Source organism: Rhodococcus sp. NFXS4 (assembly GCF_058139645.1).
In genome coordinates this window covers 744,945-762,877 of the sequence record NZ_CP192221.1, presented here as the reverse complement: position 1 = coordinate 762,877, position 17,933 = coordinate 744,945, and the positions used below count along the sequence as shown (strand labels likewise).

Below are 17,933 nucleotides of genomic sequence, written 5' to 3'. Positions count from 1 at the left end.
ACACTGGTCGGGTTGCTCGGCCACCGCGTGTGTCTCCGACACGGTGGCGAAGGCTCAGGACACGTGGGTCGCGCGCCCACCGCTGATCGTGGCGATCACCGGAACGGACCGCAGGTCGGCGTTCGACAGGACGTACGGGGACTCGGCGAGCACGACGAGATCGGCGGCGGATCCGACGTCGACACCTGCGCGCCCACCCGATGCCGCCCGCAGTGCGACGTCCATCGGCACCGCCTCGCCCGGATGCCAGGACGGTCGCTCGTCGTCGGTGCGGAACACGGCGTCGGCGACGGCCGACCGCGGATCGGGCGGGGAGACGGGAGCGTCGGACCCGAACTGCAGCAGCGCGCCGTGGCGGTGCAGCGAGTGGTAGCCGTACGCGATCGATCGTCGGCCGGACCACAGCACGTCGGCGACGTCGCGGTCGGTCACCGCGTGCTGAGGCTGGACAGAGGCGACGACGCCCAGCGCCGCGAACCGGTCCAGGTCTTCCGGGCGGACCTGCTGCGCGTGCTCGACGCGTCCACCGACGACGGGGAGAGCACCCGAGTCCATGAGCGCGCGCACGGTCTCGAAGGCGTCGAGCACGACGGTGTTGGCGCGGTCACCGATGGCGTGCACCGCGGCGGCGATCCCACCGCCCGCCGCGCGCGAGATCAATCGCACCAGCTCCGGATGGTCGACGAGCAGCAGCCCGTGTGCCTCGGCGTCGTGCGTCGCCGGCGCCGCGTGCCCCGCGTCGGGATAGGGGTCGTGGCAGCAGGCCGTCCGCGTGTTGAGCGACCCGTCGGCCATGATCTTCAGCGGCCCCATGCGGAGCATGCGGCCCGTGTCCGCGGCGACGTCGCCGGTCCGGTGTCCGGCCGCCAGAGTCTCGTCGAGCCACGTCGGCCACGTCGACGCGCTCACCCGCACCGCCGGACGACCGGAGGCGAAGCGCCGCGTCCACGCGGTGAGGTTGTCGTCGAACTCGAAGTCGAGGACCTCGGTCACGCCCCGCGCGGCGAGATCCTCGGTCGCCTCGCACACGTACTCGTCGAGCACCCCCGTACCGACACGCGCGTCGACGGCACTCGCGATCGCGATGGCGTCGTGATCGCGGAAGACACCGGTGGGGTGATCGACCGCGAGCTCGCGCAGCAACGCCGGGGAGAGCCAGACGGTGTGCAGATCCATGCTCGTCACCGCGACGGACACACCCGGCAGCGCGGCCTCGAGCATGTCCTTGTGCGGTGCGTCCGGCCAGAGGGCACCCCGGAAGCCCTGTGCACGAACGTCGCCGGTGAGGCCCGACGCCACCAGCAGGTCGACGAGGTGCCGTGCACTGGTGGCCGCGCCGACGTCCAGTCGGCGGCGCGCGAGTGCCCACTGCGCCATGTGCAGGTGCCCGTCGACGAACCCGGGCAGCACCACTCCCCCGCGCCCGTCGACGACGGTCTCGGCGGAGGCGGGAGTCAGGCGCTCCCCGGGTGCCGAGATCTCGCTCACCAGGTCGTCGACGATGCGGACGTCCGAGAGGTCGTCCCGCGCGGGATCGACGCGCACACGTTGCAGCAGCACGATGTCAGACCCTAACGGTGCGCGGGTCAGGTCAGTTCGCGAGAGGAGTCCTTGAGATCGACGCCGGACCGCCCGAGCGTGCGCGCACCCGCGACCAACGATGCCGTCACCCGCGCCGCGTGGTCGTAGTGCATGCCGCCGGGCGGGTGGATGTTCGAGATGCAGTTGCGCTCGGAATCGTTGCGGCCCGGCTTCGGACCGTGCGTCAGATAGATGCCGAGGCTGTCCGCCACCGAGAGACCGGGACGCTCGCCGATGACGACGATCAGCGTGGACACCCCGAGCGCAGCGCCCACGTGGTCACCCAGCGCCACCCTGGCCTGGGTCGCGATCACCGGGGACGCGATCGTGAACGTACCCAGCGACTCCTTCAGCGCAGCGAGCAGACCCGCACCGTGATCCATCAGTGCCCGCGGGGACAGACCGTCGCACAACACGATTCCGATGTCCGCGTCGACCGTGTCGACGCCTGACAGGTCCTCGGGCTGCCGTCCCAGATCGGGACGACGCAGATACTCGCTGCGGGTGGACGCCTTGCTGGACACGACCACCGGATCACCGAGTCCGACGGCGGCGATCTCCCGAGCGAAGCTGTCGGTGTCGAGCGGCATGTGGACCGCGTCCCGCGCCGCGGCGTGGGCGGCCCGGAACTCGAGCACCCGCGTCGTCGGCAGGGCGTCCCCCGCCCGGCCGAGCCCGATGCGCGCCTGCGTCGTGACACGCAGGTCGGTCCAGAAGTCCGGTGTGCTCATGCCGGCGTCGTCAGTGCTCGCAGCGGCGACGACGCGGCGTCGACGGGCAGGACCCGCCCCGCGTCGTCTGTCATCCCCAGCCGGTGCATCCACGCCTGGAACTCGGGAGCGGGCTTGAGGCCCAACACCTGCCGGACGTAGAGGGCATCGTGGAAGGACAGGCTCTGGTAGCCGAGCATGATGTCGTCGGCACCCGGCACGGCGATGACGAAGGCGGCGCCCGCGGCACCGAGCAGCGTCAACAGGGTGTCCATGTCGTCCTGATCCGCTTCGGCATGGTTGGTGTAGCAGACGTCGACACCCATGGGCAGACCCAGGATCTTGCCGCAGAAGTGGTCCTCGAGGCCGGCGCGGATGATCTGCTTGCCGTCGTAGAGGTACTCGGGTCCGATGAAGCCCACGACGGTGTTGACCAACAGCGGATCCAGAGCGCGGGCCAACCCGTACGCGCGGGTCTCGAGCGTCTGCTGATCGACCGGCTTGCCCCCGGTCCCGAAGTGCGAGTTCGCGGACAGCGCCGAACCCTGGCCCGTTTCCAGGTACATGACGTTGTTCCCGACGGTGCCGCGGTGCAACGACTTTCCCGCCTCGTTCGCCTCGAGGAGCATCGGCACCGTCACCCCGAAACTGGAGTTCGCCCCCTCCGTTCCGGCGATGGACTGGAACACGAGATCCACCGGGACACCCTTGCCGATGAGATCCACGGTGGTGGTGACGTGGGACAGCACGCACGACTGCACCGGGATCTCGAAACGCTGCCGGATCTCGTCCAGCAGGTACAGCAGATCGGCTGTCGCAGCAGGTGAGTCGGTCGCCGGGTTGATGCCGATGACGGCGTCGCCCGAGCCCATCAGCAGACCGTCGAGCGTCGCCGCGGCGATTCCGTGCGGGTCGTCCGTCGGATGATTGGGCTGCAGGCGGGTGGCCATCGTTCCGGGCAGACCGATGGTGGTGCGGAACGCCGAGATCACCGTCGCCGCCCGCGCCACCGCGATGAGATCCTGGTTGCGCATGATCTTGCTCGTCGCGGCCACCATCTCCGGGGTGAGGCCGGGCGCGACGTCCCGCAGTGTCCGGGCGCTGTCGGGTTCCGCTGCGACCGTGAGCAACCAGTCCCGCAGACCGCCCACCGTCAGATGAGAGACCGCGTCGAATGCCTGCGCGTCATGGCTGTCGATGATGAGGCGGGTGACCTCGTCGCTCTCGTACGGCACCACCTGCTCGTCGAGGAAAGTCTGCAACGGGAGATCCGCCAGAACCCAGGCGGCGGCGGCACGTTCGGCGTCCGACTCCGCCGCGCAGCCTGCGAGTTGGTCGCCCGATCGCGCCGGGGTGGCCTTCGCCATGACCTCGACGAGACCGTCGAAGGTGTAGGTCGATCCCGAGATCTGCTGGTGGTAGGTGCTCACCCGAGTTCGTCCTCGGCAGCGGCGAGCGCCGCGAACTCCTCGTCCGGAGAATTGGCCACCAGGTGATGGCGGCTGTAGACGCCGAAGTAGACCATGAAGAGCGCGAAGACGACCAGGCACCACAGCGCCGCCTGGCTGTCCACGAGGAACGTCGCGATCACGGCGAAGGCCGCGATGACGAGCGCGAATCCGGTCGTGACCGTGCCGCCCGGCGTGCGGTACGGGCGCGGCATGTCGGGCTCGCGGCGACGCAGCACGATGTGGCTCACCATCATCAGAACGTAGCTCAGCGCTGCCCCGAAGACGGCCATGTTCAACAACATCGAGCCCTTGCCGGTGAACGTCAGGGCAAAGCCGATGATGCCGGGCACGATCAGCGCCAGCGTCGGCGCCTTCCGGCTGTTGACCACCGACATGGACTTCGGCAGGTAGCCGGCGCGGCTCAGCGCGAACAGCTGCCGGGAGTAGGCGTACATGATGGAGAAGAAGCTGGCGATCAGACCGGCGAGGCCGATGTAGTTGACCACCGTCGCGGCGCCGCTGTCTCCCAGCGCCTCCACCAACGGGTTGCCCGACGCCTGCATCGCGTCGGCTCCGCCGGCGCCCGTCACGAGGATCAGCATGGCGGTGGCGGTCACCAGCAGCACCGCCATGGCGGCGATGATGCCGCGTGGCACGTTGCGCGCCGGATCCTTCGCTTCCTCGGCCGCGAGCGGCACGCCCTCGATCGCGAGGAAGAACCAGATCGCGAACGGCACCGCGGCCCAGATCCCCAGGTACCCCATCGGCAGGAAACTCGAGGCGCCCGCGGCATCCGTCGGGGCGATGTCGGTGAGGTTGGAGGCGTCGAACTGGAAGATCGCGGCGACAGCGAAGATGACGAGGCCTACGAGAGCGATGCCGGTGATGACGAACATGACCTTCAGCGCTTCACCGACACCGGCGAGGTGCACGCCGATGAAGATGGCGTAGACGGCGAGGTACACCCACCACCCGTCGGTGATCCCGAACAGGCCGAGCGACTCGACGTAGGCGCCGATGAAGGTCGCGATGGCCGCGGGGGCGATGGCATACTCGATGAGAATGGCTGTGCCGGTGGCGAATCCGCCCCACGGTCCGAGCGCGCGCCGGGCGAACGTGTATCCGCCGCCCGCGGCCGGGAGCGCAGACGACATCTCCGCCATGCCCAGCACCATCGCCAGGTACATGCCGGCGATCAGGATGCCCGCGATCAGCAGACCACCGAAACCACCCTGCTCGAGCCCGAAGTTCCACCCCGAATAGTCACCCGAGATGACGTAGCTGACGCCCAACCCTGCCAGCAGCACCCACCCCGCGCTGCCGGTCTTGAGCGTGCGCTTGGCCAGGTAGTCGGACGATTCTGCCTGAGAATCGGACGCTACGGGGCGCGGTTCCTTCACGGCCATGGGTGAGCCTCTTTCGGAGTGTGAGCGGGTGGTGAGGGTGAGGCTAGGACTTCTCTGTTGCGGGGACGTTGCGGTTGTTTTTCCACTGGACGGTGCGCTGACCCGCGGTAACCGCGGCCCCGCGCACCCGGCGGAACCAGGAGAGCCGACGCGGCCGTCCAACGCCTGTGATCGATCGACTTCTCGCGCTCCACGACGGTGTCATCACCGCGACACAGGCTCACGACGCCGGGATGAGCCAGGACGCGATCGATCGGCGCGTCCGAGCGGGCCATTGGCGCCGGGTCACGCGCGGTGTCTACGTCGCCTGCGACAGACCGTGGACGGACGCCGCTCGGGTGCGGTGCGCCGCATACTGGGCCGGCGACGGGGCGGTTGTGACGTCGGCGAGTGCCGCGTACTGGCACGGATTCGTTTCGGTTGCACCACGCATCGTCGATGTCACGGTCCCGCGCGGAGGACGGAGCAGGGCGCCGTCGGGTGTTCGGGTGCGACGACGGAACCTCGACCCCGCCGACGTGGTCGCAATTCGCGGAATCCGCGTCACGGCGTCGGGTCTCACGGTTCTCGAAGCGTCCGAGGAGATGGGCATGGGCATCGTCGACGTGGCCCTTCGCGGGCGGATGTCGCCGTCCGTGCTCCGGCGCGCACACGATCGAAATCCCCGGCGACGGGGCGCCCCCGCGGCCGAGAAGCTTCTCGTGGCAGCGGAGGGAGGAACTCGGTCGGAAGCCGAGCGCCTCTTCGTCACCGTGATGCGCAGTGGACGCATCACGGGGTTCATGGTCAACTTCCCGTGGCGCGGGTACGTGCTGGACTTCGTGTTCCTCGACGAACGCGTCTGCATCGAGATCGACGGCTGGGCCTTCCATTCGGACCCCACCGCCTTTCACCGAGACCGAACTCGGCAGAACGTCGTCGTCCAGGAGTGGACGGTGCTGCGGTACACCTGGCGCGACCTCACGCAGAGACCCGACGAGGTGATCGCCGAGGTCCGAGCGACGCTCCGACGGTGCGCTGAACCGCGGTGACCGCGGCTCAGCGCACCCGACTCAACCCTGTATCGCCATCCCTGGCACCGGACAGGCGTCGACGGCCTCGGCGACCACGATCGACTCGGTGGGGACGGGCGGGCGAGCGCCCTCCTCCCACTGCGCGCCGGTGATGGGGTCCTGCGACTCGAGTTCCGCGTTCTCCTCGGGGGTGTAGGCCCGGCCACGACTGAGGAACCGCAACCCCTCCGGCGTCTCGAGGGAGAAGCCGCTGCCCCGGCCCGGCACCACGTCGAGCACCATCTGGGTGTGCTTCCACGCCTGGAACTGCGACCCGGAGATCCACACCGGAACGGCGTCGCCGTCGCTCGGCAGGTCGTCCGCGACGGTGCCCACCTCCGCGCGCAGGTCGAGGAGCCCGAGCAGGACGTCGCGGTCCCCGACGATGAATTCGCCTGCGGGGTAACACATCGGCGACGACCCGTCGCAGCATCCGCCGCTCTGATGCATCATCAGCGCGCCGTGGAGCCCGCCGAGGCGACGGAGAAGCTCCATCGCCCCGGCGGTTGCTTTGAGCCTCGGAGGCGGTGCCGACCCGTGGTTCGGCTGCATCAGAAGAAGCCCTGAGCCTTCGGGGCGTAGCTCACCAGCAGGTTCTTGGTCTGCTGGTAGTGGTCGAGCATCATCTTGTGGTTCTCGCGGCCGATTCCCGACTGCTTGTAGCCACCGAAGGCCGCGTGGGCCGGGTACTGGTGGTACGTGTTGGTCCACACACGACCGGCCTGGATGTCGCGGCCGGCGCGGTAGGCGACGCCGCCGTCACGCGACCAGACACCGGCGCCGAGGCCGTACAGCGTGTCGTTGGCGATCTCGATGGCGTTGGCGTAGTCGGTGAACGAGGTGACCGAGACGACGGGTCCGAAGATCTCCTCCTGGAAGATGCGCATGTTGTTCTTGCCGGTGAAGATGGTGGGCTGCACGTAGTAGCCGCCGTTGAGGTCGCCGCCGAGCTGCGCGCGCTCGCCGCCCGTGACGATCTTGGCGCCCTCGCCCTTGCCGATCTCGATGTACGACAGGATCTTCTCGAGCTGGTCGTTCGAGGCCTGGGCGCCGATCATCGTCTCGGTGTCCAGCGGATCACCCTGGCGGACGGCCTTGGTGCGGATCGCGGCGAGTGCAAGGAAGTCGTCGTAGATGTCCTGCTGGATCAGCGAACGCGACGGGCAGGTGCAGACCTCGCCCTGGTTGAGGGCGAACATCGTGAAGCCCTCGAGGGCCTTGTCCTGGTAGTCGTCGTTCTGCGACAGCACGTCGGAGAAGAAGATGTTGGGGCTCTTGCCACCGAGCTCGAGCGTCACCGGGATGAGGTTCTGCGAGGCGTACTGCATGATCAGGCGCCCGGTCGTGGTCTCACCGGTGAAGGCGATCTTCTTGATGCGCGGGCTCGACGCGAGGGGCTTGCCTGCCTCGGTGCCGAAGCCGTTGACGATGTTGAGCACGCCCGGAGGCAGCAGGTCACCGATGACGCTGATCAGGTACATGATCGACGCGGGTGTCTGCTCGGCCGGCTTGAGGACGACAGCGTTGCCGGCGGCGAGTGCGGGGGCGAGCTTCCACACGGCCATCAGGATCGGGAAGTTCCACGGGATGATCTGGCCGACGACGCCGAGCGGCTCGTGGAAGTGGTACGCGACGGTGTCACTGTCGATCTCGGACAGCGAACCCTCTTGCGCACGAATGCATCCGGCGAAGTAGCGGAAGTGATCGATCGCGAGCGGGATGTCGGCGTTGAGCGTCTCGCGGATCGGCTTGCCGTTGTCCCACGACTCGGCGAGCGCGATGGAGTCGAGGTTCTCGGCGATGCGGTCGGCGATCTTGTTCAGGATGACGGCGCGCTCGGCGGGCGAGGTCTTGCCCCACGCCGGCGCGGCCTTGTGTGCGGCGTCCAGGGCGAGGTCGATGTCCTCGGCGGTGGAGCGCGCGATCTCGCAGAAGTTCTGTCCCGTGACGGGCGTCGGGTTCTCGAAGTACTGACCCTTGACCGGAGCGACCCACTCGTTGCCGATCCAGTTGTCGTAGCGGGCCTCGAAAGACATGGCGGCGTCGGGCGTACCCGGGCGAGCGAAGACAGTCATCGAACATGCTCCTTCATCGGTGATCCACCCCCACGGTCATCGGGGGCTGTGATGCAGGACACTAGGTCGACGACGGTTGCATGACCGTTGCAGAGCCGACTCGGTCAGCCCAGCAGGGCGAGGCGAGCCTGTACCTGCCCGTACAGCGCCGAGGACGGGCTGAGCGTGGCGAGGTAGGCCGACCACGCGGCGGCGTCCTCGCGGCCGTGCACCGACGCCGTCCACCGCGCGAGCAGCACCGGGTCACCGGACCGCAGCAGCGCCGCCTGGACGCGCACTCGCAACTCCTCGCGGATCTCCGCGATACCCGGGGCGTACGACGACGGGAGCACCACGCCGGAGTAGAGCCGCAGCGCCGCGTCGACGTCCCCGCGGTCGAGAGCCGCCCGCACGTCCTCGACGTCCGACGACAGTTCCGCCACCAGTCGATAGGGCCGCGAGGCCACACCGTCGGCACCGAAAACCTTGCGCAGGCGCGACATCTCGGCTCGAACAGTGACCGAGTCCAGCTCGTTCTCGTCGAGCAGCGCGGCGAGATGGTCGGAGCTCAGCCCCTCGGGATGTGCCCGCAACAGCAGCAGCATCTCGGCGTGCCGTCCGGACAGGGCGACGCGTTCACCGCCGCGGACCAACGACGGGCGCCCGGCTCCGAGCACCTCCAGCCGGACTCCGGTGTCGAGATCGGGACGCGGGGACTCGAGCAGATGCAATCGCAGTTCGGACTCGGCCGCCGCCACCGTCGCGCGGACCAACGAGAGCACCTCGGGAACCGCGACGCGCGGACCGCCCGTGATGTCGATGGCCCCCAGGATGCGGCCGGTGACGGGGTGGTGGACGGGGGCTGCACTGCAACTCCACTCGTGCACGGGCCGCGAGAAGTGCTCGGCGGCGAAGATCTGCACGCAGTGATCGATGGCCAGCGCGGTGCCGGGGGCGTTGGTGCCCATCCGCGCCTCGCTCCAGTCAGCGCCCTCGGTGAAGTTCATGGCGTTCGCGCGATCCTTCGCCGCGGTGTCGCCCTCGACCCACAGCAGCCGGCCCGACGCGTCGGTGATGGCCACGAGAAGGCCGGTGTCGGCGGCGTCCTCGACGAGGAGCTTGCGCACCACGGGTCGGATGACGGACATCGGGTGATCGGCGCGGTACTGCGCGAGCGTGACGTCGTCGAGGAGATCGTCCGCACCACGATCGGGGTCGACGCCCATGTCGCGGCTGCGCAGCCAGGAGTCGAGAACGACGGACCGCACGGGCGACTGGGGATCGACGGGACGGGCGAGTCCCACGGTCGACAGGCCCGGCCCGACAAAGGTCTCGTGAGCGCGGGAGACGGAGCGCGCGAGCGTGGCGGCGTCGTCCCCGGGCCTCATCGCGACCCACGGATTGACCGTCACCACAGACCCCGCTTCCGTCAACAGCCTCGCCCGGCAGATCGGCACACTCGACCGGCCTCCACTGTAACCCAGCTCACAGAGCGGCTGGCAGGGACTACTGGTTGCCGAGACGCGGCACCAGAGCACGGGGGTCGCGGTGCGACACGGCACCCACCCAGAGTCCGGTGCCGTAGGCGACGTCGTCGATGCGCTTGTACGCCGCGTAGCGCACCGGACCGAGGCCGCCCGGCTCCCGGTGCTCGACCCAGTCCCGCACACCCTCCGCCACCGCGATGGCCAGCGCCAGACGTCGGATGCGCCGGGAGAACAGCACGGCCACCAGCGTGACCGGCCAGTAGTGCCGCACCGCCGCGGAGGCCAACTGCCAAGCGCCCCCGACGGTTCCGCGTGCCGCGAACACCGCGGCGAGGCGAGTGGGGTGATCCAGATCGACGAACAGGCGCCGTAGGCGGACCACCGTGGTGATCAGCGTGACCAGCGCACCGACCATGCCCGCACGCGTCCCCGAGGCGGCCAGCAGCAGTGCGAGCAGGGTCGACCGCGCCATGGCCACGGGCGGCACCTTCCCGTGGTGGCGGGAGGCCAGCTCGGTGGCACCGGTACCGTAGAACAGCTTGCGGCCGAACCACTTTCGCAGAGTGACGCGGTGATCGTGGGCGACGCGGGCCACCGGCTCGTACCGCAGGCGCCATCCCGCGTCCTGCAGTCGCCAGCACAGATCGACGTCCTCGGCCACGTGCATCGCCTCGTCGAAGCCTCCGCAGTCGAGCACGGCCCGTCGCCGGGCGACGACCGCCGCACTGGGGACGTACGACACCGGGCCACCCGCGAACACCGGGGCCTCCCGGCGACCGAGATCGAGGGAGGACCGTGCGCGCTCGTAGCGGGCGAGCGCACTGCCCTCCGGCTCGAGCGCCACGATGCGCGGAGCGACCAGCCCGACGGAGGGGTCGGAGAAATGACTGAGGACGACTTCGAGCCAGCCCTTGCGCGGCACCACGTCGGAGTCGAGGAACGCGACGAAGTCGGTCGTGGCCGCGGCGAGGCCGGCGTTGCGCGCCGCGGACGGTCCCCGCGGGGCGTCGTGCCGCACCACCGCGACCGAGGCACACAGTTCGTCCACGGCGATCTCGGCGTGCCGGACGGGAACGCGGGACCCGTCGTCCACGACGATCACGCGGAGTCCACGCAGCGCGCGCATCAGCCGCAGCAGTCCCTCGTGGTTGTCGCGGACCGGGATCACGACCGTCACGTCCGCGGCGGACGGAGTGCTCATCGGCCGGGGGTTCGCGACACCGGAGTCGAGCAGTCGACGCGCCACCGTGGCGGAGTCGGGATCGGACACCCGCAGGAATCCGTCGCCGATCATCGCGGCCGCGGCGGGTGCCAGCATCACCATCCTGGTGGGCGACCCGCCGAGGAGAACTCGACCGTTCGAGAGAGTCCGCACTCGAGGATCGATACGCACTCCGAATCCATCGGGAAGACGACCGTCGCGCATCGGGTCATCGTAAGGGCCTTTCTCGGTATTTGTCATAAGTCGGGCAGGATCGGCCCGAACACCCGCCGACGCGGGAATCGCGCTGTGGTCCGTTCGAGGGACACCCGCCCCGCGCGCACCGTGCATCGGCGCTGCTCGGCGCGCCGTGACCCCGGCCGGTCGGTGTGCCCGGTCTCGACTGTCAAGCGAGACTTGAGGTTCGCTCGGATCGAGCAGCCGCCGACCGGATCGTCCACGGCTAATCGACGTGTACCGGGGAGCCCGCGCCGCGAGTTCGAGCAGGCGAGCCGACTGCCCGGCAGCGCATCGATCGACCGGCGTCCGCCGACGTGAACGTTCACCAACTCTCGTCGCACCGATGCGGCGACACGCGAGCGTCCGACGACTCCCCCGGTTAGAGTCGCCATGTCCCGTCCCGGTTCGCAGAAGGGGTCACGATGCCGCCGCGTCGCCGCTCGGCCCTGCTCGCGAAACTGTCCCGCGACGTCGCGGGTGGTTCACAGGAGGAGATCCTCACCGAACTCCGCCGGGTCATCCTGTCGGGTGACGCCCCGCCGGGAACGCCCATTCCCCTGGGCGACGTCGCCGACGTGTTCGGAGTCAGCCGCATCCCGGTGCGCGAATCGCTGAAGACCCTCATCGGCGAGAATCTGGTGTCGCATCGACCCAACCTCGGATACACGGTCGCGCAGTTGACGTCTCAGGAACTGCGCGAGATGTACATCGTTCGGGAGGTGCTCGAGAACGCCGCCCTCGCAGTGGCGGCCGAGGCCGCCACCGACGGGGAACGGCGCCGTGCCGAACAGATCGAGCGAGACCTCCGATCCTCGATCGCGGACGACGATCCCCAGCGCTACCACCGGTTGAGCCGCGAGTTCCACGTCGCCCTCACCGCGCCGTCCCGGATGTACCGCCTGCTCCACATGCTCGACGTCGCGTGGAACGTCACGGAGCCGGTCCAACCGATGGTGCACGTGAAGGGTGCGGACCGCGCGGCGTTGAACGACGATCACTCCGTCATGGTCCGCGCGTTCGTCGACCGCGACTCGGCCGCACTCCTGGCGGCGGCGGGGCACCACAACGAGCGGCTGAACGACGTCATCGCGACGCTCTCGGCGGGTTCCGGCCTGCTCTCCTGAGCCGGAACCGGACAGACCGGACCCGGAAACCTGCCGGTAAAGAGATATATCGGTTTCGTCACGACACGGAAATACAACGGGCTCAGACTTCTCCGCAGCACCGACCACGGTCCGCACCAGCGACGGAGACACGATGACCGACACCATTCCGCACACCGGCCCGTTCGACCCGCCTCCCGGGTCCCGCTCCGGTGTGAACGATCTGATCGAGGCACACGGGTACGCCGGAGGCGGGTCGACAGCAGAGGGACATCCGGTGGGGGGTGGAGTGATCAAGGAGGGGTACGACCCGAGGCTCACCAACGAGGACCTCGCCCCGCTGCGGAAGCAGACCTGGTCGTCCTACAACATCTTCGCGTTCTGGATGTCCGACGTGCACTCCGTGGGCGGATACGTCACCGCGGGCAGCCTTTTCGCGCTGGGACTGGCCAGTTGGCAGGTGCTCGTCTGTCTCCTCGTCGGCATCTCGATCGTCTACGTCTTCTGCAACCTGGTGGCCAAGCCCAGTCAGGTCGCAGGTGTCCCGTACCCGGTGATCTGTCGATCGGTCTTCGGCGTCCTCGGGGCCAACGTTCCCGCCATCATCCGAGGACTGATCGCGGTGGCGTGGTACGGGATCCAGACCTTCCTGGCCTCCGCCGCGCTCGACATCGTGTTGATCAAGCTGTTCCCGGCGCTCGGTCCGTGGGCGGACCGAGACCTCCACGGCTTCGCGGGACTGTCCACTCTGGGGTGGGGCAGCTTCATGCTCCTGTGGGTCCTGCAGGCGGCGGTCTTCTGGCGCGGCATGGAGTCCATCCGCAAGTTCATCGACTTCTGCGGCCCGGCCGTCTACGTCGTCATGTTCCTGTTGTGCGGCTACTTGATTCACGAAGCCGGCTGGAGCGCCATCGACCTGAACCTCGGCGACGTCACCTACACGGGGTTCGCCGCGGTGCCCGTCATGCTCGGCGCGATCGCGCTCGTCGTCTCCTACTTCTCGGGTCCGATGCTCAACTTCGGCGACTTCTCGCGCTACGGAAAGAGCTACGCCGCCGTGAAGCGCGGCAACTTCCTGGGCCTGCCCGTCAACTTCCTGCTCTTCTCGATCCTCGTCGTCGTCACCGCGTCCCTCACCGTTCCCGTCTTCGGCGAGCTCATCACCGACCCCGTCACGACGGTGGCGCGCATCGACAGCACCTTCGCGATCGTGTTGGGCGCGTTGACCTTCACGATCGCCACGATCGGTATCAACATCGTCGCGAACTTCATCTCGCCGGCCTTCGACTTCTCCAACGTCAGCCCGCAGAAGATCAGCTGGCGCGCCGGCGGCATGATCGCCGCCGTCGGCTCCGTGCTCATCACGCCGTGGAACCTCTACAACAATCCCGACGTCATCCACTACACGCTCGAGACCCTGGGAGCGTTCATCGGACCGCTGTTCGGCATCCTCATCGCGGACTACTACCTCATCCGCAAGCAGAAGGTCATCGTCGACGACCTGTTCACCATGGACGAGAGCGGCACGTACCACTACGCCAAGGGCTACAACCCGGCCGCGCTGATCGCCACCGCCGTCGGTGCCGTCTTCGCGATGTTCCCCGTGCTCACGGGCGGCACCCTCACCGGAATGCACACCGCGGCGCAGTACAGCTGGTTCATCGGCTGCGGCATCGGCTTCGCCCTCTACTGGGTGCTGGCCACGAAGACCTCGCTACGGGTGCGGAACGTCCCCGCCTGACCGCGGATCCGGCGCCAGTCCCGGCATGAGCGAGCGCAGGAACAGCTCCTCGTAGTCGGGGCCGGCGTCGGTGCGGGCGTCGCCGAGACGGACCACCTCGGCGTGCAGTCGCTCCATCGTGATGTCGAGCGTGCCCGCGGCCATCGCCGCCTCGCGCAACTCGTCCCGCAGGCGTTGCGGCACCTCACCGTCGTACTTGTAGAAGATCTTGTGTTCGAGACTCGCCCAGAAGTCCATCGCGATGGTCCGGATCTGCAGCTCCACGAAGACGTGCTCCGTGCGGTCGGACAGGAACACCGGAATCTCGATGGTGAGGTGGAGACTGCGGTACCCGTTGGGCTTCGGATTCGCGATGTAGTCCTCGAACTCGAGCACTCGGATGTCGCTCTGCGACGCCAGCATCTCCTTCACCGCATAGGTGTCGGCGATGAAACTACAGGTGATCCGGACGCCGGCGATGTCGAACAGACCGGCGCGAATCGCCTGGAACGTCAACGGAATCCCCTTGCGCACGGCCTTCTCGGCGATGCTGCGCGGCGTCTTCAGCCGCGACACCACGTGCTCGATGGGGCTGTAGGAATGCAGGTGCGTGAACTCGTCCTTCAGGATGTCGATCTTGGTGGTGAGCTCCTGCATGCCGAAGCGGTAGGACATCATGAAGCGGGTGAACTCGTCGCGCGCCGCGGTGAGGTCGAACACCACCGGCTCGTCCACGCTCATCGCGCGTCCTTCCGGAGAACCTTCTGCATCCGGAGGGACGCGGTGTCGTACCCCAGCGACTCGTACAGCCGACGCGCCGCCGTGTTGAAGCCGAAGACGTTGAGCCCGAGTACCGTTCCGCCGTTCTCCCGCACGGCGTCCTCCGCCAGGAGCATCGCCGCCCGGCCGAGACCGCGACCCCGGTACCGCTCGTCGATGGCGACGTCCCAGACCCACCAGTCGGTCGTGGTCGCGATCGACTGGGGCCCGATCCACAGTGACCCCACCACGGTCTCGCCGTCCAGCACGTCGTACACCTGATGATGCGGTGCCGGACGACCGTCGGGGAAGTAGGCGGAGAAACTCTGCTCGGCGTTGTCGGTCGCCTGTTCGAGGGTGTCACCCGCCCGGACGCGATCGGCGCGGTAGTCGCCGCGGCTGCGCTCGACCCATTCGGGAAGTCGATCGTCGGGCATGGTCCTCAGCACCACTCGGGCCTGCGTGGAGTCTCCGTCGGCTGCGCTCACCCCTCCAGTGTCCCGGGTGCCGCACCGAGGTGGTTGAGCGTTCTACTTTCGGGTACCGCATCCTGGTGAGTGTCGTGTCCCGCCGTCCGATCCGGCATGCCGGTGGCCAAGGGGCGAGGTCCCTCGTCGACGTCGCCGACCGCGCGGGCGGATCGGTCGCAGGTCCCGCCCAGCCGGTCACGGTGGACGATCTCTGTGACGATTCGCGTGCGGTGCGGCCCGGCGATCTGTATGTCGCGCTCCCCGGAACACGCTGGCACGGTCTCGATTTCGAGGAGGACGCCCAGCGCGCCGGCGCGGTGGCCGTGCTCAGCGATCGGCCCGGCACCCGGTTGCCGAGCATCGTGGTCGCGGATCCGCGGGTCGTCGTCGGTCCGCTGGCCGCATGGTTCCACGGGAGCCCGTCCTCGTCGATGGCCGTGTTCGGAGCGACGGGCACCAACGGCAAGACGAGCACGACGCACTTCCACCACGCCGGCCTGCGCGCCGCGGGTCATCGTGCGGGGATGATCTCCGGGGTGGCGGTCAGCGGCGCCGGTAGCGACGAGGCCCCGGTGCGCACCACTCCCGAGGCGACGGTGCTCCAACGCACGCTGTCGACGTTCGTCCACAACGGATGCACGGCCGCCGCCCTCGAGGTGTCGTCGCACGCCATCGCCCAGCACCGCGTCGACGGAGTGGAGTTCGCCGTCACCGCCTTCACCAATCTCGGCCGGGACCACCTCGACTTCCACGGCTCGATGGAGGAGTACTACCGGACCAAGGCCTCGCTGTTCACCCCGGACCGCACCGGACGGGCCGTCGTCATGATCGACGACGAGTACGGGCGGCGGCTCGCGTCGGAGTGCGCGGTGCCGACGGTGACGTGCTCGGTGTCCGATCCTTCGGCGGACTTCCGCGCCGATCGCATCGACTGCACGACGCATCGCACCCGATTCCGCGCCCGGACCCCGGTGGGCGACATCCCGCTCTCACTGCAGGTTCTCGGCCCCCACCAGGTGGCGAACGCTCTGGTCGCACTCGCCTCCCTCGTCTCCGGTGGGGTGGACGCGGAGCGTGCGGCCGCCGGCATCTCGGCGCTGCACAACATTCCCGGCCGATGCGAGACCGTGTCGGCCGGCCAGGACTTCACCGCCCTCGTCGACTACATGCACAACGTGTCCGGCCAGCGCGCGATCCTGCCGTACCTGCGGCGCATCACCCCGGGGCGCCTGATCCTGGTCATCGGGGCGACCGGTGACCGTGACGTGGGCAAGCGCGTCGAGCTGGGCACGGTCGCCGCGGCCTATGCGAACGACATCGTCGTCACGGACGAGAGTGCCAACGGCGAGGATCCGCACTCGATTCGCGCCGACGTCGTCCGCGGCGCCCGGTCCGGTGATCGGGGCGTCCGCGTGGTGGAGATCGCGGACCGGCGCGCAGCATTCCACCACGCCGTGGCGGACGCGGCGGCCGGGGACACCGTCGTCGTGGCGGGGCGAGGCAGCGACACCTGGCAGCACTTCGGCACCCGAACCGTGTACTTCGACGATCATGCCGAACTGCACGACGCGATCGTCGCCCGATGACTCCCGCGGCTCAGCTCGCCGGCGTCTCCCGCTCGAACCGGTCGTCGATGCGCGCCGCCTTGTAGTAGACGATCGAGCCGATCCAGACCACCACGAACACGACCACCACGATCTGGCCCGCCAGGGTGAGATCCACTGCGGCCACCGCGTCCCAGATGCCGCCGGACAGTCCGAGTTCCTCACCGAGCAACGACAGGATCTGCACGGTGCCCACCACGAGGGCGAGGAAGATCGACAGGCCCGTCATCGTGATGTTGTAGTAGATCTTGCGGACCGGCGTGACGAAGGCCCAGCCGTACGCCTTGGACATGAAGACGCCGTCGAGCGTGTCCATCGTCGACATGCCGGCCGCGAACAGCACCGGCAGCGCGATGATGGCCATCGGCGGGAGGCCACCGGCGATGGCGCTGGTGCCCGCCACGGCGAGCAGACCGACCTGCGTGGCGGTGTCGAACCCCAGGCCGAAGAGCAGCCCCAGCGGATACATCTGCCACGAGTGGCTGATCATCCGGTCGTAGCGGCCGCGGAAGATCCGATTGAGCAGTCCTCTGCGTGCGAGGAGATCGTCGAGCGTCTCGTCGGAGAACTGTCCGCGCCGCGCGGCACGCCACATGCGCACGATGCCGACGAGGACGACCAGGTTCAGGGCCGCGATGAGGTAGAGGAACGTGCCGGAGACGAGGGTGCCGATGATGCCGCCGGTGTCCGCGAAGGCGTCCCGGAAGTCCGTCGCGCGCGATGCGGCGAACGCGATCGCGGCGACGAACGCGAACACGACCGTCGAGTGCCCGAGCGAGAAGAACAGTCCGACCGCCAGGGGCCGCTTGCCCTTCTGCAGCAACAGTCGGGTGGTGTCGTCGATGGCCGCGATGTGGTCGGCGTCGAAGGCGTGCCGCATGCCCAACGTGTAGGCCAACACCCCGGCGCCCGCGTAGACGAGAGTGCCGTCCGCGCCGGTGAGGCCGTGGATCGCCGGGATCGAGTCGTAGTGCAGGAACAGGCCCCACCCGACGACGTGCAGCGCCACGAGCACTGCTGCCAGGCCCAGGAGCCGGGGGATCTCGTCGCGGGTGAAACGCGCACGTCCGGTCACGGTGTCGGCAGACGTCATGG

General features: G+C 68.7%; 15 protein-coding genes. 4 read left to right on the top strand and 11 right to left on the bottom strand.

The features are described from left to right. Window positions 1-54: 54 nt before the first annotated feature. From J4E04_RS03735 to eat, 4 genes are read right to left on the bottom strand one after another with little or no spacing between them, the layout of a single operon-like run. On the bottom strand, window positions 55-1,560 hold the full coding sequence (locus J4E04_RS03735) for an amidohydrolase (protein WP_328811240.1): 1,506 nt from the start codon (window positions 1,558-1,560) through the stop codon (window positions 55-57). 26 nt (window positions 1,561-1,586) lie between these two features. Continuing rightward, window positions 1,587-2,312: an ethanolamine ammonia-lyase subunit EutC gene (gene eutC, locus J4E04_RS03730; protein ID WP_307108290.1), complete on the bottom strand. Its 726-nt coding sequence runs from the start codon at window positions 2,310-2,312 to the stop codon at window positions 1,587-1,589. Further along, window positions 2,309-3,721, bottom strand: coding sequence for an ethanolamine ammonia-lyase subunit EutB (locus J4E04_RS03725; RefSeq protein ID WP_490149908.1), 1,413 nt, complete (start codon window positions 3,719-3,721; stop codon window positions 2,309-2,311). The genes eutC and J4E04_RS03725 overlap by 4 nt, the downstream gene beginning before the upstream one ends. Next, window positions 3,718-5,148: an ethanolamine permease gene (gene eat, locus J4E04_RS03720; RefSeq protein ID WP_027504632.1), complete on the bottom strand. Its 1,431-nt coding sequence runs from the start codon at window positions 5,146-5,148 to the stop codon at window positions 3,718-3,720. Before eat ends, J4E04_RS03725 begins: the two co-directional genes overlap by 4 nt. Window positions 5,149-5,315: 167 nt before the next feature. On the opposite strand from eat, the gene J4E04_RS03715 reads away from it, so the two are divergent. Beyond that, window positions 5,316-6,179, top strand: a complete 864-nt coding sequence (locus J4E04_RS03715; RefSeq protein ID WP_490149907.1) for a type IV toxin-antitoxin system AbiEi family antitoxin domain-containing protein — start codon at window positions 5,316-5,318, stop codon at window positions 6,177-6,179. A 21-nt stretch (window positions 6,180-6,200) separates the two neighbouring features. Here J4E04_RS03715 and J4E04_RS03710 read toward each other — a convergent pair whose 3' ends face one another. The 4 genes from J4E04_RS03710 to mftF all read right to left on the bottom strand — a co-directional run bounded on the left by J4E04_RS03710 (window position 6,201) and on the right by mftF (window position 11,167). Continuing rightward, entirely contained in the window at window positions 6,201-6,695 is a 495-nt protein-coding gene (locus J4E04_RS03710) for a DUF779 domain-containing protein (protein WP_037184728.1), read from the bottom strand. 56 nt (window positions 6,696-6,751) lie between these two features. Beyond that, on the bottom strand, window positions 6,752-8,275 hold the full coding sequence (adh, locus tag J4E04_RS03705) for an aldehyde dehydrogenase (RefSeq protein ID WP_027504630.1): 1,524 nt from the start codon (window positions 8,273-8,275) through the stop codon (window positions 6,752-6,754). Window positions 8,276-8,379: 104 nt separating this feature from the next. Beyond that, entirely contained in the window at window positions 8,380-9,642 is a 1,263-nt protein-coding gene (locus J4E04_RS03700; protein ID WP_490150499.1) for a sigma-54-dependent transcriptional regulator family protein, read from the bottom strand. 118 nt (window positions 9,643-9,760) lie between these two features. After that, on the bottom strand, window positions 9,761-11,167 hold the full coding sequence (mftF, locus tag J4E04_RS03695) for a mycofactocin biosynthesis glycosyltransferase MftF (protein WP_027504628.1): 1,407 nt from the start codon (window positions 11,165-11,167) through the stop codon (window positions 9,761-9,763). A 437-nt stretch (window positions 11,168-11,604) separates the two neighbouring features. Between mftF and J4E04_RS03690 the strand changes: the two genes are divergently transcribed. Beyond that, window positions 11,605-12,306 (top strand): GntR family transcriptional regulator, encoded by a 702-nt coding sequence (locus J4E04_RS03690; RefSeq protein ID WP_490149906.1) that lies wholly within the window; start codon window positions 11,605-11,607, stop codon window positions 12,304-12,306. A 133-nt stretch (window positions 12,307-12,439) separates the two neighbouring features. Then, window positions 12,440-14,026: an NCS1 family nucleobase:cation symporter-1 gene (locus tag J4E04_RS03685; RefSeq protein WP_056441786.1), complete on the top strand. Its 1,587-nt coding sequence runs from the start codon at window positions 12,440-12,442 to the stop codon at window positions 14,024-14,026. On the opposite strand, the gene J4E04_RS03680 is transcribed toward J4E04_RS03685, so the two are convergent. Continuing rightward, window positions 14,000-14,746 carry a GTP pyrophosphokinase gene (locus J4E04_RS03680; RefSeq protein ID WP_081821128.1) on the bottom strand — a complete coding sequence of 249 codons (747 nt, stop codon included), beginning with the start codon at window positions 14,744-14,746 and terminating at the stop codon, window positions 14,000-14,002. The two genes, J4E04_RS03685 and J4E04_RS03680, sit on opposite strands and share 27 nt — an antisense overlap. Continuing rightward, window positions 14,743-15,252 (bottom strand): GNAT family N-acetyltransferase, encoded by a 510-nt coding sequence (locus J4E04_RS03675; protein ID WP_197027738.1) that lies wholly within the window; start codon window positions 15,250-15,252, stop codon window positions 14,743-14,745. Before J4E04_RS03675 ends, J4E04_RS03680 begins: the two co-directional genes overlap by 4 nt. Window positions 15,253-15,317: 65 nt before the next feature. On the opposite strand from J4E04_RS03675, the gene J4E04_RS03670 reads away from it, so the two are divergent. Beyond that, window positions 15,318-16,820, top strand: a complete 1,503-nt coding sequence (locus tag J4E04_RS03670; RefSeq protein WP_490149905.1) for a UDP-N-acetylmuramoyl-L-alanyl-D-glutamate--2,6-diaminopimelate ligase — start codon at window positions 15,318-15,320, stop codon at window positions 16,818-16,820. A gap of 10 nt (window positions 16,821-16,830) precedes the next feature. On the opposite strand, the gene nicT is transcribed toward J4E04_RS03670, so the two are convergent. Then, window positions 16,831-17,931: a Nickel transporter NicT gene (gene nicT, locus J4E04_RS03665; RefSeq protein WP_222649742.1), complete on the bottom strand. Its 1,101-nt coding sequence runs from the start codon at window positions 17,929-17,931 to the stop codon at window positions 16,831-16,833. Window positions 17,932-17,933 lie beyond the last annotated feature (2 nt).

Coding starts and splice junctions, on each gene's coding strand:
- eutC (WP_307108290.1), bottom strand. CDS start 2,312: ATGAGCACACCGGACTTCTGGACCGACCTGCGTGTCACGACGCAGGCG.
- eat (WP_027504632.1), bottom strand. CDS start 5,148: ATGGCCGTGAAGGAACCGCGCCCCGTAGCGTCCGATTCTCAGGCAGAA.
- J4E04_RS03710 (WP_037184728.1), bottom strand. CDS start 6,695: ATGGAGCTTCTCCGTCGCCTCGGCGGGCTCCACGGCGCGCTGATGATG.
- adh (WP_027504630.1), bottom strand. CDS start 8,275: ATGACTGTCTTCGCTCGCCCGGGTACGCCCGACGCCGCCATGTCTTTC.
- J4E04_RS03700 (WP_490150499.1), bottom strand. CDS start 9,642: ATGAGGCCCGGGGACGACGCCGCCACGCTCGCGCGCTCCGTCTCCCGC.
- mftF (WP_027504628.1), bottom strand. CDS start 11,167: ATGCGCGACGGTCGTCTTCCCGATGGATTCGGAGTGCGTATCGATCCT.
- J4E04_RS03690 (WP_490149906.1), top strand. CDS start 11,605: ATGCCGCCGCGTCGCCGCTCGGCCCTGCTCGCGAAACTGTCCCGCGAC.
- J4E04_RS03685 (WP_056441786.1), top strand. CDS start 12,440: ATGACCGACACCATTCCGCACACCGGCCCGTTCGACCCGCCTCCCGGG.
- J4E04_RS03680 (WP_081821128.1), bottom strand. CDS start 14,746: ATGAGCGTGGACGAGCCGGTGGTGTTCGACCTCACCGCGGCGCGCGAC.
- nicT (WP_222649742.1), bottom strand. CDS start 17,931: ATGACGTCTGCCGACACCGTGACCGGACGTGCGCGTTTCACCCGCGAC.